The sequence below is a fragment of the Yinghuangia sp. ASG 101 genome (genome assembly GCF_021165735.1).
Classification (GTDB): domain Bacteria; phylum Actinomycetota; class Actinomycetes; order Streptomycetales; family Streptomycetaceae; genus Yinghuangia.
In genome coordinates, this window is record NZ_CP088911.1 from 6,612,057 (window position 1) to 6,625,547 (window position 13,491).

General features: G+C 72.0%; 10 protein-coding genes. 7 read left to right on the forward strand and 3 right to left on the reverse strand.

Annotated elements, in window-relative coordinates; genetic code table 11:
- Positions 1–458 precede the first annotated feature (458 nt).
- The 7 genes from infC to pheT all read left to right on the forward strand — a co-directional run bounded on the left by infC (position 459) and on the right by pheT (position 8,324).
- Positions 459–1,055 (forward strand): translation initiation factor IF-3, encoded by a 597-nt coding sequence (infC, locus tag LO772_RS28395; protein WP_231774870.1) that lies wholly within the window; start codon positions 459–461, stop codon positions 1,053–1,055.
- Positions 1,056–1,152: 97 nt separating this feature from the next.
- Entirely contained in the window at positions 1,153–1,347 is a 195-nt protein-coding gene (gene rpmI / locus LO772_RS28400) for a 50S ribosomal protein L35 (protein WP_231774871.1), read from the forward strand.
- A 117-nt stretch (positions 1,348–1,464) separates the two neighbouring features.
- The gene (gene rplT, locus LO772_RS28405) at positions 1,465–1,851 is read left to right on the forward strand and encodes a 50S ribosomal protein L20 (protein ID WP_231774872.1); all 387 of its coding nucleotides are present in this window, start codon (positions 1,465–1,467) and stop codon (positions 1,849–1,851) included.
- A 218-nt stretch (positions 1,852–2,069) separates the two neighbouring features.
- A complete protein-coding gene (locus LO772_RS28410) occupies positions 2,070–2,906 on the forward strand; it encodes a TrmH family RNA methyltransferase (RefSeq protein WP_231774873.1) in 837 nt (278 codons plus the stop codon).
- A gap of 347 nt (positions 2,907–3,253) precedes the next feature.
- The gene (locus LO772_RS28415) at positions 3,254–4,432 is read left to right on the forward strand and encodes a sensor histidine kinase (RefSeq protein ID WP_231774874.1); all 1,179 of its coding nucleotides are present in this window, start codon (positions 3,254–3,256) and stop codon (positions 4,430–4,432) included.
- A 269-nt stretch (positions 4,433–4,701) separates the two neighbouring features.
- Entirely contained in the window at positions 4,702–5,823 is a 1,122-nt protein-coding gene (gene pheS / locus LO772_RS28420) for a phenylalanine--tRNA ligase subunit alpha (protein WP_231774875.1), read from the forward strand.
- Positions 5,823–8,324, forward strand: coding sequence for a phenylalanine--tRNA ligase subunit beta (gene pheT / locus LO772_RS28425; RefSeq protein ID WP_231774876.1), 2,502 nt, complete (start codon positions 5,823–5,825; stop codon positions 8,322–8,324). The genes pheS and pheT overlap by 1 nt, the downstream gene beginning before the upstream one ends.
- Positions 8,325–8,544: 220 nt before the next feature.
- Here the strand turns inward: pheT and LO772_RS28430 are convergent, their stop codons facing one another.
- The 3 genes from LO772_RS28430 to LO772_RS28440 form a co-directional block, all read right to left on the reverse strand.
- A complete protein-coding gene (locus LO772_RS28430) occupies positions 8,545–9,348 on the reverse strand; it encodes an SDR family NAD(P)-dependent oxidoreductase (RefSeq protein WP_231774877.1) in 804 nt (267 codons plus the stop codon).
- Positions 9,345–11,219 (reverse strand): hypothetical protein, encoded by a 1,875-nt coding sequence (locus LO772_RS28435; protein ID WP_231774878.1) that lies wholly within the window; start codon positions 11,217–11,219, stop codon positions 9,345–9,347. Before LO772_RS28435 ends, LO772_RS28430 begins: the two co-directional genes overlap by 4 nt.
- Before the next feature lie 217 nt (positions 11,220–11,436).
- The gene (locus LO772_RS28440; RefSeq protein ID WP_231774879.1) at positions 11,437–13,296 is read right to left on the reverse strand and encodes a hypothetical protein; all 1,860 of its coding nucleotides are present in this window, start codon (positions 13,294–13,296) and stop codon (positions 11,437–11,439) included.
- Between the last annotated feature and the right edge of the window lie 195 nt (positions 13,297–13,491).

A 13,491-nucleotide genomic window follows, 5' to 3' on the forward strand; every position in this document is an offset into this window, starting at 1 on the left:
CCGTCGCGTACATTGGTCGTCCGCAGCACACCGCCCGGTGTCCGGTTCATCCTGCCGGGTGGTAATGTGGTGTGTCGACCGAGCGGGCAGTGTCGCTTGCAGTGATGTTTCTGCGGTGGCGTGCCCGTGACGCAAGCGGAGGCTCCGTCTCCCACCTGATCGGCCTCGCGGTCGACGGGTCCCGGTCCGGCGCGGATGACCCGACGGGTGGTTCGCGGCACGGTCTCCCTTGGGGGAAGAAACCGTGTCTGTACCGGTGTTATGGAGCCTCGCATGCGTCCCATGCGGGGCTTTTCGCATGTCGGGCCGTGATCGGCCCGCTCATGTGCGAGCGGACTCCGCGTCGGTCTACGGCGAGAAGCACGTGGCCGCGGGACGGAACCGCCGACCACTTCAGGAATCGAGGAGGCCCCATCAGCGCCGAGCCCCGCATCAACGACCGGATTCGCGTCCCCGAGGTGCGACTTGTCGGTCCCAGCGGCGAGCAGGTCGGAATCGTTCCGCTTGCCAAGGCCCTGGAGCTGGCTCAGGAATACGACCTCGACCTGGTCGAGGTCGCGGCCAACGCCAGGCCGCCTGTGTGCAAGCTCATGGACTACGGCAAGTTCAAGTACGAGTCCGCCATGAAGGCACGTGAAGCGCGCAAGAACCAGGCGCACACGGTCATCAAGGAGATGAAGCTCCGGCCGAAGATCGATCCGCACGACTACGAGACCAAGAAGGGTCACGTCGAGCGGTTCCTGAAGCAGGGCGACAAGGTCAAGATCACGATCATGTTCCGTGGTCGCGAGCAGTCCCGCCCCGAGCTGGGATTCCGCCTGTTGAAGCGCCTGTCCGAGGACGTCCAGGAGCTCGGCTTCGTGGAGTCGAGCCCCAAGCAGGACGGCCGCAACATGATCATGGTCCTCGGTCCGCACAAGAAGAAGACCGAAGCCATGGCCGAGGCCCGTGAGGCGCAGGCGGCCCGCAAGGGCGCCCGCCGCGGAGACGAGCCCGTTCCGGCCGAGGCCGAAAGGACCGCTGCGGCTTCCGGGCCCGCCGCGGACGAGCGCTGACCCCCGCTCGAACCGCGAGCAGTAGTTCCACACACATCTGTGCCTGCCTGGCGTGCGACGCCGGGCAGGCACGGCACGACGAGGAGACAGCGGCGACATGCCGAAGAACAAGACGCACAGTGGTGCCAGCAAGCGCTTCAAGATCACCGGCTCCGGCAAGGTGGTCCGTCAGCGCGCCGGTCGCCGCCACCTGCTTGAGCACAAGCCTTCGACGCTGACCCGCCGTCTCGCGGGCACGGTGGAGGCCTCCCCGGCCGACGCCAAGAAGATCAAGAAGCTGCTCGGCAAGTGAGCCATGTGCGCCTGCCCCCGCGAGTCTGACGGCTGCGCGGAGGCGGCGGGCGCCGGTCCCAGTCGTACCCCGGGTCGGGGCCACCACGCCCCGGTCTGAAGCCAAGGAGTTCATCAAGTGGCACGCGTCAAGCGGTCGGTCAACGCCCAGAAGAAGCGCCGCGTCATCCTCGAACGCGCGAGCGGCTACCGCGGTCAGCGGTCGCGCCTGTACCGCAAGGCCAAGGAGCAGGTCACCCACTCCCTGGTCTACAACTACAACGACCGCAAGAAGCGCAAGGGCGACTTCCGGCAGCTGTGGATCCAGCGCATCAACGCCGCCGCCCGCCTGAACGGCATCACGTACAACCGCTTCATCCAGGGGCTCAAGGCCGCCAACGTCGAGATCGACCGCAAGATGCTCGCGGAGCTGGCGGTCAACGACCCCACGGCGTTCGCCGCGCTGGTCGAGGTCGCGCAGAAGGCCCTCCCCGCGGACGTGAACGCGCCGAAGGAAGCCGCCTGACCCCCGTGCTGTGACCACGGTTTCCCGGAGGGCCCGGCGCGACGCGACCGGGCGAGCCCTCCGACGGCAGTGCCGGCACCCGGTCCTCGGGTGAACCCCATGGGCCTCCGCGCCCGTCGCCACGGATTCGGTCCGTGACGCCGCGAGCGGAGGCCCATCGGTCCGTTCGGGCCGGAGTCGCCGACCCATCCGCAGAGCCACGACGAACGGTTGCACGCATGGCGAGCCCCGAGCTGACCTCGACACGCTCACCCCGGGTGACGGTGGCGAGACGGCTCGCCAAACGGAACCACCGGAGCGCCGAGCGCCGGTTCCTCGCCGAGGGTCCGCAGGCGGTGCGCGAGGCCGTCGCCGCGGCCGACGCCGCGATCGAGGTGTACGCGACCGCCGAGGCCGCCGAGCGGCACCCCGACATCGTCGACCGGGCCCGGGCGTCCGGCGTTCCCGTCCTGCGCGCCGCCGAGGACGTCGTCGCGGCCATGAGCCAGACCGTCACCCCGCAGGGCATGGTCGCGCTGTGTCGGTTCGTGGACGTCCCGCTCGCGTCGCTGACCGAGCCGTCGGCGCCCGACCTCGTCGCGGTGCTCGCGCACGTCCGCGACCCCGGGAACGCCGGGACGGTTCTGCGCGCGGCCGACGCCGCCGGCGCCGAGGCGGTGGTGCTCACGGACGCGTCCGTGGACCTCTACAACCCCAAGACCGTCCGCGCGTCGGCGGGCAGCCTGTTCCACCTGCCGGTCGTCGCGGGCCCGCGGGTCGAGGACACCGTCGCGCGGTTGCGCGGGGCCGGGCTGCGCGTCCTCGCGGCGGACGGCACCGGATCCGCCGACCTGGACGACGAACTCGACGCCGGCGGCCTCGACGGCCCCACCGCGTGGGTCTTCGGGAACGAGGCGTGGGGCCTGCCCGAGGAGACCCGCGCGCTCGCCGACGCCGTCGTGCGGGTGCCGATCCACGGGCGGGCCGAGAGCCTGAACCTGGCGACGGCGGCGGCCGTGTGCCTCTACGCGTCCGCGCGGGCGCAGCGGGGGGCCTCGGGCTGCCGGGCGACGTGACGACGCCCACGGCTCGGAGGGATCGGTCGCGTGCCGGCCTCCGACGGTGGGTTTCCGGCCGTGCGGCGGCGAGGGCGCGGTGCCGGAACGTTTTGGTGCGGAGCGGGGGAGCGGCGGAGCGGGGGAGCGCATACGGCGATGGTCCGTGGATATGCGCTGACACGCGCGGGCGTGCGCCGGTATTCGCCACCGGCGCGCCAGCCCATCCGGTCGCGTGACTGTCGAGCAGCGCGGGCAGTTGGAGTAGTGTGACCGGCCCGGAGCATCTGCTTCATAGGGGTGTGCCATTCCGCGGGGGGCCACGGAATGGTCCGATCCCTCGGCCGTGTGAGGTCGAAAGGGGGCCGATGGACGTGGGCGCGGAACCGTTCGCACCGGACGGGCTGTGGGGGCTTGGCGCGGACGCGCTGCCGGACGGCCTGGTCATCGCGGACGCCACCGGCGCCGTGTGCTGCTTCAACGCCGCCGCGGTGCGGATCACCGGCATCCGGGCGGAGGACGCGCTCGGCAAGCATCTGGCGGACGCCCTCCCGCTGGAGGACATCGAGGGCCGCCGCTGGTGGGTGTGCACCGACCCGTACGGCGGCCTGGGCATCCGCACCCGCCAACCCGAGCGCAATCTCGTCCTCAACGGGCGCGAGGTGCTGGTGACCGCCTCGTACGTCCGCAGGTCCGGCGCGAATTCGCCGGTCACCCACGTCGCGGTGTCGCTGCGCTGCACCGCCGCGCGCCGTCGTGACGAGCGCAATCACGCGGAACTGATCGCCACCGTCGCACACGAGCTGCGTTCGCCGCTGACCAGCGTCAAGGGCTTCACCGCGACGCTTCTGCGCAAATGGGAGCGGTTCACCGACGAGCAGAAGCGCCTCATGTTGGAGACCGTCGACGCCGACGCCGACCGGGTCACCCGGCTGATCACCGAACTCCTCGACATCTCCCGCATCGACTCCGGGCGCCTGCAGCTGCACCGCGAGATCGTCGACCTCGCGGACGCCGTCGACCGGCACGTGCGCGCGCAGACCGCGGCCGGGCAACCCGCCGACAGATTCCGCGTGTTGGTCGAGCAGCCGCTGCCCCCGATCTGGATGGACCGCGACAAGCTCGACCAGATTCTCGGCAACCTCCTGGAAAACGCCGTGCGCCACGGCGCGGGAGCCGTCACCATCAAGGTGTCCCGGGCACGGCTCACGCCGCCCGGGCCGAGGCGCGACGACGGCGCGGCCCCGGGCCGCGGTCCGTCCGACGGCGCCACGGGCGGCCCGGACGACGGCCGCGCAGACGGCGACGAGGCGACGGAGATCACGGTGAGTGACGAAGGCCCGGGAATCCCGGACGAGTTGCTGAACCGCGTCTTCACGCGCTTCTGGCGCGGCAACCGCCGCCGCGGCGGCACCGGCCTCGGGCTCTACATCGTCAAAGGCCTCGTCGAGGCGCACGGCGGCACGATCGACGCCGGCCGGGCCGAAGGCGGCGGGGCGATGTTCCGATTTCGCCTGCCCGCGGGGATGCCGGACGCCCTGACCTGAGCACCGGGTCACGGAACCGCCCCGCGGGCCGCCCCCGAGCCGTCCCCCCGAGCCCCCTTCGCGCCGCCTCGGACGCCCGCCCGCCGTCGCACCCGGGCGGGTTCCGGGTCACCGGCCCGATTCGCCTAGACTCGACCCGTCGCCCCGTGTCCCCAGGCCCAACCAGCGTGCCGAGCACGAGGCGGAGCCGGTGGCCGCCGCACACACAGGGCCGTCCGGCTTCCCCGGACACCCGCGGGCGAGTATCCCTACAGGAGTACTGGAATCAGATGTCGGCACCGAACAAGTCGTACGACCCGGTCGAGGTGGAGTCGCTGAAACCGGAGGAGGTCGACAAGGCGCGTGACGCCGCCCTTGCCGCGTTCGCCGCCGCCGGTGACCTGGACGCCCTCCACGAGGCCAAGATCGCCCACACCGGGGACCGCTCGCCGCTCGCCCTCGCCAACCGCGAGATCGGCGCGCTGCCGCCGCACGCGAAGGCGGACGCCGGCAAACGCGTCGGCCAGGCCCGGGGCCGGGTCAACCAGGCCCTCGCCGCCCGCCGCGCGGAACTGGAGGCGGAGCGCGACGCACGCGTGCTCGTCGAGGAGACCGTCGACGTCACGCTGCCCTGGGACCGCGCCCCGCGCGGCGCCCGGCACCCGCTCACGACGCTGCCCGAGCGCATCGCCGACGTCTTCGTCGCGATGGGCTACGAGGTCGCCGAGGGCCCCGAGGTCGAGGCCGAGTGGTACAACTTCGACGCGCTCAACATCGCGCCCGACCACCCGGCCCGCACGATGCAGGACACCTTCTTCGTGCGGGCCGTCGACGGCACCGCCGACTCCGGCGTCGTGCTGCGCACCCACACCTCGCCGGTGCAGGTCCGCACGATGCTCACCCGCACGCCGCCGATCTACGTGATCTGCCCCGGCCGCGTCTACCGCACGGACGAGCTGGACGCGACCCACACGCCCGTGTTCGGGCAGGTCGAGGGGCTCGCCGTCGACAAGGGCCTGACCATGGCCCACCTGCGCGGCACGCTGGACCACTTCGCGTCGTCGATGTTCGGCGAGGGGATCGTCACGCGCATGCGCCCGTCGTACTTCCCCTTCACCGAGCCGTCGGCCGAGGTCGACCTCCAGTGCTTCGTGTGCCGAGGGGCGTCCGTCGGCGACCCCGACAACCCGTGCCGGACGTGCCGTTCGGAGGGCTGGATCGAGTGGGGCGGCTGCGGCATGGTCAACCCGCGCGTGCTCGTCGCGTGCGGCATCGACCCCGAGGTGTACAGCGGTTTCGCCTTCGGCATGGGGCTGGAGCGCACGCTGATGTTCCGCCACAACGTCGAGGACATGCGGGACATGGTCGAGGGTGACGTGCGCTTCACCCTTCCGTTCGGGATGGAGATCTGATGCGGGTCCCGCTTTCCTGGCTGCGGGAGTACGTCGACCTCCCGGCCGGGGTGTCCGGCCGCGACGTCGCGGAGAAGCTGGTCGGCCTCGGCCTCGAGGTCGAGACCGTCGACCAGCTCGGCGGCGACCTCAAGGGGCCGCTCGTCGTCGGCCGTGTGCTCGACATCGAGGAGCTGACCGGGTTCAAGAAGCCCATCCGCTTCTGCAAGGTCGACGTCGGCGACGCCAACGGCACCGGCGAGCCGCAGCAAATCGTGTGCGGCGCCACGAACTTCGCGGTCGACGACAACGTCGTCGTGATCCTGCCCGGCGGCGTCCTGCCCGGCGGCTTCGCGATCTCCGCGCGCAAGACGTACGGCAAGACCTCCGAGGGCATGATCTGCTCGGCCCGTGAGCTGGGCATGGGCGACGACCACAGCGGCATTATCGTGCTGCCGGTCGGCGCCGAGCCCGGCACCGACGCGATCGAACTGCTCGGTCTGGTCGACGAGGTGCTCGACATCGCCGTCACCCCCGACCGCGGCTACTGCCTCTCGATGCGCGGCGTCGCGCGCGAGGCCGCCATCGCGTACGGCATCCCGCTGCGCGACCCGGCGCTGCTCGACGTGCCCGCCGCGAACACCTACGGGTACCCGGTCGCCGTCGACGACACCGACGGCTGCCGCCGCTTCGTCGCCCGCACCGTCATCGGCGTCGACCCGGCGTCGCCGTCGCCGCTGTGGCTGCAACGCCGCGTGCAGATGGCCGGCATGCGGCCGATCTCGCTGGCCGTCGACATCACCAACTACGTGATGCTCGAACTCGGCCAGCCGCTGCACGCGTACGACCGGGCCGCGCTCCAAGGGCCGATCACCGTACGCCGCGCCCGCGACGGCGAGAAGCTGACCACACTCGACGGCGTGCAGCGCGTCCTCGACCCCGAAGACCTGCTGATCACCGACGACAGCGGCCCGATCGGGCTGGCCGGCGTCATGGGCGGCGCCACCACCGAAATCGGCCTGGCCACCGGGGACATCGTCATCGAGGCGGCCAACTTCGACCCGGTGTCGATCGCCCGCACGGCCCGCCGCCACAAGCTCGGCTCCGAGGCGTCCCGCCGCTTCGAGCGCGGCGTCGACCCCGAGGCGGCCCGCGCCGCGGCCCAGCGCGCCGTCGACCTGCTGGTCCTGCTGGGCGGCGAGGGAGCGGTCGCGGAGGCCGGCGTCACCGAGGCCGACGCGCCGCGCGACCCGGTGCGCATCGGCATGGCGGTCGGGCACCCCGGCAGCGTCGCGGGCGTCGCCTACACCGCCGAGACCGTCGCCCAGCGCCTCCAGGACGTCGGCTGCGTGGTGGAGGGCATCGACACGCTCACCGTCACCCCGCCGACCTGGCGGCCCGACCTGACCGACCCCAACGACCTCGCCGAGGAGGTCATCCGCCTGGAGGGCTACGACGCCGTGCCCTCCACGCTGCCGCAGGCGCCCGCCGGGCGCGGCCTCACCGCCGCGCAACGGCTGCGCCGCCGGATCGGCCGGGCACTCGCCGGCGACGGCTACCGCGAGGTGCTCACCTACCCGTTCGTCGGCGACGCGGTCTTCGCGTCGTTCGGGCTCGACGCGGCCGACCCGCGCCGCATCACGCTCAAGCTCGTCAACCCGATCTCCGACGAGGAGCCCGGGCTGCGCACCACGCTGCTGCCCGGACTGCTCGCCGCGCTGCGCCGCAACGTGGGCCGGGGCAACGCCGACATCGCGTTGTTCGAGGGCGGGTTGGTCTTCCACCCCAAGGCCGAACGGCCGGTCGCGCCGCGCCTGCCGGTCGACCGCCGTCCGACGGAGGCCGAGCTGGGCGAACTGGCCGCGGCGCTCCCGGACCAGCCGTACCACGTCGCGGCCGTGCTGGCCGGCGACCGCGAGCGGTCCGGCTGGTGGGGCGGCGGGCGCCCGGCCGGATGGGCCGACGCGATCGAGGCCGCGCGAGCGGTCGCCGGTGCGGTCGGTGTCGAACTGACGGTCCGCCAGGGGCAGTACGCGCCGTGGCACCCCGGCCGCTGCGCCGAACTGCTGGTCGCGGGCACGGTGGTCGGGCATGCCGGCGAACTGCACCCGCGCGTCGTCAAGGCGCTGCAACTGCCCGAGCGCACCTGCGCGATGGAGATCGACGTGGCCCGGCTGACCGCCGGTCTGGCCGAACTGGGCGGCGAGCGTCTGGTGTCGGCGGGACACATCTCGTCGTTCCCGGTCGCCACGCAGGATGTCGCGCTGATCGTCGACGCGTCGGTGCCCGCCGCCGAGGTCGAAGGCGCGCTGCGCGAGGGCGCGGGCGAACTGCTCGAATCGCTGCGGCTGTTCGACGTGTTCACGGGCGAACAGGTCGGCGCGGGCCGCAAGTCGCTCGCGTACGCCCTGCGCTTCCGGGCGGCGGACCGCACGCTCACCGTCGAGGAGTCGACCGCCGCGCGCGACGCGGCGGTGGCGCTGGCCGCGGAGCGGACCGGCGCGGTGCTGCGCGGCGCCTGACGGGCCTGGTTCGGACACACTGCGGGGCCGCCTCGGTCGGGGCGGCCCCGCAGGCGTTACGGGCGGTGCTCGGGCGCGGGCTCCGCCATCGGCACGCTCAACTGGTCCCCGCCGAGCGCGATGTGCCCGCGGGGAACCGGCCACGGGTCCTCGCGGCGCTGTCCGCGCACGTCTCGCCCGCCCGCGGTGTGCGCGGGGGGCCGCGCCGGGGGGCGTCGGGTCAGCGCTGCGGGTCGTCCGGGCCGTAGGGCCGCAGGTGCATTTTGCGCGCGTCGCTCGCGGCGAGCTCCGGCGCGCGGGCGGCGAGCGCGTCCAGGTTGTCCTTGCCCGCGTGCAGGAAGCGGCCGGACAGCGCGTCCAGGCGGCCCTCGGCGACGGCGACGACGGCGTTCAGGAACAGGTCGACGTCGTACCAGTCGGTCTTGTCGGCGAACATCGCCATGCCCGCCGTCATGTCGGTGGGGACCGCGCCGGGGGAGATGTCGAAGACGTACACCCCGCGTTCGGCGAGCGGGCCGGCGATGGTGTCGGTCAGCCGCAGCAGTGCCGACTTGGAGGTCGTGTACGCGGAGTAGCGCGGGTCCGCCGAGACGGCGAAGCCGCTGCTGAGGTTGACGATCCGGCCCCGGCCCCGGGCGACCATGCCCGGCAGCACCGCCCGGTCGACGTTCACGGGGCCGCGCAGGTTGGTCGCGACGACGTCCCACCACTGCGCGGCGTCGGCCTCCCAGAAGGGCACCTCGGCCGCGTCGATGAGGCCCGCGTTGTTGACCACCAGGTCCAGCGGCCCGAGTTCGTGCTCGGCGCGCTCGACGGCGTCTCGTACGGCGTCGGGGTCGGTGACGTCCGCGACGAGCGCGACGGCGCTCGCGCCGCGTTCGGCCAGTGCGGTGCGCACCGGCTCCAGGCTCGCGGCGCTGCGGCCGAGCAGGGCCACGGCGACGCCTTCGCGGGCGAGTCGTTCCGCGACCTGGCGACCGATGCCGCGCGCGGCGCCCGTGACCAGGGCGGTGGCGGTGTTCACGGGCCGGGCGGGGTCGGCGGGACGGGGTTGAGCGTGTACACCTTGTCCAGGTATCCCGGCGGCAAGTCCTTTGTCCCGCAGATCTCTTCCATCGCGGTCTCGGGGTTGTTGGACACGCGGAACGAGGTGCGCTCCCAGGAGCCGGTCAGGTTCTTCCAGAACCGCGACCACGACATCGGCGCGCCGACCGAGTCGTTCAACTCCTTGAGCTTGCCCCGGTTTTCGTCGCCGCAGGTGAGTGCGTAGCGGGCCTTGGCGACGCGCTCGGGGTCGATGCCGGCCGGGAGCACCGCCTGCGGGGGCGCGTAGATGGCGATGAGCCACGCGATGTCGAGCGACTTCTCGTGGCCCGGCCGCCCGCGCCCTTCGAGCTTGAGGTGCGCGGCCAGCGGGGACGCGAGGCCGAGCAGGTCGATCGAGCGGCCGTTCAGCGGCATCGCGGCTCCGCTCATACCGAGGTTGAGCCACGACGCGGCGTAGGGCGCGGGGTCGTCGGGCTTGAGCGGCGTCACCATGAACTGCTCGAACCACGGGTACACCATGACGTGTTCGTAGTTCGCCATCATCTCCGCGACCGCGGGCGGGAAGCGCGGGTAGTGCTTCAGGTAGGCCTCGGCGGTGGTGGGGTGGTCGATGCCCATCGCCTGGGTGTAGAAGCCGCGTTCGTCGGCGACGATCCCGCCGGGGCTCAGCCCGGTGTAGGGGAGCCGCAGGAGGACCGCGCACACCACGGCCCACAGGGTGACCGCCGCCGTGACCGGGAGCACGACGCGCCCGCTCGGCACGAGCAGGACGGGCAGCATCGCGAGGAACAGCGCGGGGAGCAGCATGCGCGCGTGCATGAAGTCGCCGCCGACGCGGACCACGTACGCGGCCATCAGGGTCGCGACGATCACCGGCATCGTGAACAGCGCGGTGCGCCCGGCGTCGGCGGTGACGGTGCCGCGCCAGCCGTCGGCGCGCAGGCGGAGCCAGACCGTGATGGTGACGAGCGCGACGAGGGCCACGATCGGCAGCCACAGGAAGTAGGGGGCGACGAAGTCCTGCGCGTACCTGCCGCCGCGGCGCCAGTCGCTGCCGGACGCCTCCTTCGCTATGGCGGGCAGCGGCAGCAGCACGCCGTAGTAGCCGGCGCGGAAGATCTCGTACGCGATCGGGATCGCGGCGGCGGCGCCGACGAGCCCCAGGGAGCCGCGCCACCCGGGGCGGCGGATGAGCCACAGGGTGACGGCGAAGCCCGCGCTGGCGATGGCGAGGTCCGGGCGGACCATCGGCCCGAGCCCGATCAGCACGGCCAGCGGGTACGCGACGCGGGCCTCCGGCGCGTTGTACGCGTGCACGAGGAGCCACCAGCACCCGGCCGTCCACAGCGTGGTGAGGCCCGTTTCGAGACCGGAGGTCGCGAAGTCCCATACCGGGGGCAGGGCCAGCATGACCAGCACGCCGGCGGGCAGCACCAGGCGGCCGTCGCTGTACGGGCGGTAGAGCCGGCGGGTGGCGTCGAGGGCGACCGCGTAGCCGGCCGCGGTGCACAGCAGGCCGAGGTAGACCGCGGTGCGGGCGACGTCGGCGCCGGTGATGCCGCCGACGGCGACCAGGAGCCACTGCCAGACCGTGCTCGTGGAGGCCTCGGCGCGCTCGCCGACGTTGTAGACCGGGCCGTGCCCGGCGAGGATCTGGCGGACCGTGCGCGTGAAGATCAGGCCGTCGTCGCTGATCCAGCGGCGGTGGAAGCCGAGCACGAGGATGGCCGCCGTGGGCAGCGCCACCATGAGGGCGTTCCACCGGCGGGTCAGTTTCGCGCCCTGCGGTGAGTCGTCCTGCTCGGGTCCGATGCCGGTGCGCCGGGAAAGCACACTGACGAGGCTCATGTTTCGAGGACTCCAGACGGGCCGGGGCGTCGGATGAAGGCTGTGGGCGCGGTTGCGCCGGCACAGTCGCGGTCACGGTGGTGACCGCGTTCGATGATCACGGTGCGGTGCGCAGATTACCGACACCTTAGCGGGCTGCCGGAGTGAGGGGAGGGGAGCCGGCGGGGCGCTTTCGCTCCGCCCGGCCACCCGTCCGTCGTGTCCGGTTCACCCGGTGTCAGTCACCGGTTTTGCAGAACTTCTTCTCCGCCGCGATCGGGTCGGAGGGGATACGCAGGCTCGTGCGGTCGAACGCGCCCGTGAGGTTCTTCCAGAAGCGGTCGAAACTCATCGGTTCGGTGACCGACTCGATCAACTCCTTGACGTCACCGCACTGGAGCGTGTGGCGCGCGGCGTTGATCTGTTCGAGCGTCGCGAACTGCGGCGGGATCGCGGCGTACCCGGAGGGGTCGACGTACAGCGCGATGTTCCACGCCGGCGGGAGCAGCTTCTGATGCCCCGCCGCGTCGAAGTTGGTCTGCTCGATGTGCGAGCCGATCGTGCTGGACAGGCCCCACAGGTCCGCGACGATGCTGTCGAGCGGGACGACCGCGCCGCCCACGCCGAGGCGGCCGATGATCAGCCCGACGGGGTAGTCGAGGTCCGAGCGCAGCGGCATCGAGAAGGTGACCGGCAGGTTGAACGGCTTGGCGTAGTTGGGGTCGAGGTACAGCACGTGGCGGCCTTCGGCGTCCGCGTGGACGAGCAACTGGTAGGTGCCCTTGATCGTCCCGATGTGCGGCTGCTCGGAGACCGGGTTGTCGGTGCCGGTCTGGGCGGTGTAGAAGCCACGTTCGTTCCACACCTGGTTGACCTGGTTGTCCGGACGCCAGTTCGGCGAGGCGGTGGTGATCTCGTCGGAGCGCAGCGTCGTGCCGCAGACGACCGCCCAGATCGCGACGCCCGCGACGAGCGGCGTGCTCAGCTTCGTGAACGGCGTCAGCATCAGCGGAAGCAGCAGCATGAGCAGGACGGGCATCCACATGCGGCCGTGCATGAAGTCGCCGCCGACCTTGATGACATAGCAGGTCTGGGCGAGCGCGATGACGACCGGCGTGCCCATGAGGATCAGCGTGCGCCGGTCCTTCTTGGTCTGACGCAGCGTCACGACGGCGATGACGACCATCATCAGGAGCGGGATCCACAGCTTGTACGGCCGGTCGAAGTCGGTCAGGTAGTCCCACCCGCGGCCGTACAGCGACTCGCCGGCCTCCTTGGTGAGGGCCGGCATCGGGAAGATCAGGCCGTAGTAGCCCATCCGGAAGATCTCGTACGCTGCCGGGAGCAGCCCGGCGGCGGCCAGCATCGCGAGGCAGCGCGTCCACCGCGCGCGCACGAGCAGGGCCAGCGACACGAGCAGCAGCGCCATCGCGAGGCCGAGGTCGGGGCGCACCAGCGGGCCCAGGCCGAACACGAACGAGGTGGCGAGCACGCGGCGCAGGCGGATCTCGTCGGACGGCCGCTGCCACGCGCTGACCAGCAGCGCCCACGACGTGCCGATCCAGAAGATGATGAGGCCGGTCTCCATGCCCGCGGTCAGGAAGTCCCACATGACCGGGACCGCGACGAACACCAGGGCGCCGGCCGGCAGCAGGTAGCGCCCGGTGCCGGCGTGGCGGTAGAGCCGCCGGGTGGCGTCCAGGGCGATCCAGAAGCCGACGACGGACAGGACCAGCCCCAGGTAGACCGCCGTCTCCGCGGGACTCCACGGGCTGAACGGGTCGGCGATGACCAGCACCCACTGCCACAGCGTGCTCGTCGACGTCTCGGTGCGCTCGCCGATGTTGTAGACGGGGCCGTTGCCGTGCAGGATCTGCTTGACCGCGCGCGTGAAGATGAGGCCGTCGTCGGTCATCCAGCGCTTCTCCCAGCCCATGATCATCAGGATCAGCGTGGGGATCGCCATGGCGACGAGATCGGTGGGGCGGAGCGCGCGCAGGCGCTTTTTGAGGCGTCCGCCGAAGGTTCCTGGTGCCTGACTCGGGGATTCCGGATCCGTGTCGTCGATCCGGTGGTCCGATCCGAGGGGAGTGGTCACGTGATCTCGTTACGTCTCTGGCGCGCATGCTGCCGCGCGGCGGCCGGAACGCGACCAAGGCCGAGGGGCCGGCCGAACGGCCGCGAAGCTGACGGGGAAGCCCCAGATTCTAACGCAGGAGGCCTGTGTGCCGGGCGGGGTGGGGCGCGGGGAATCGCCTCGGCCGCAAGGGTTCGGATGCCATGAAATACCTGT

Coding starts and splice junctions, on each gene's coding strand:
- rpmI (WP_231774871.1), top strand. CDS start 1,153: ATGCCGAAGAACAAGACGCACAGTGGTGCCAGCAAGCGCTTCAAGATC.
- LO772_RS28410 (WP_231774873.1), top strand. CDS start 2,070: ATGGCGAGCCCCGAGCTGACCTCGACACGCTCACCCCGGGTGACGGTG.
- LO772_RS28415 (WP_231774874.1), top strand. CDS start 3,254: ATGGACGTGGGCGCGGAACCGTTCGCACCGGACGGGCTGTGGGGGCTT.
- pheS (WP_231774875.1), top strand. CDS start 4,702: ATGTCGGCACCGAACAAGTCGTACGACCCGGTCGAGGTGGAGTCGCTG.
- pheT (WP_231774876.1), top strand. CDS start 5,823: ATGCGGGTCCCGCTTTCCTGGCTGCGGGAGTACGTCGACCTCCCGGCC.
- LO772_RS28435 (WP_231774878.1), bottom strand. CDS start 11,219: ATGAGCCTCGTCAGTGTGCTTTCCCGGCGCACCGGCATCGGACCCGAG.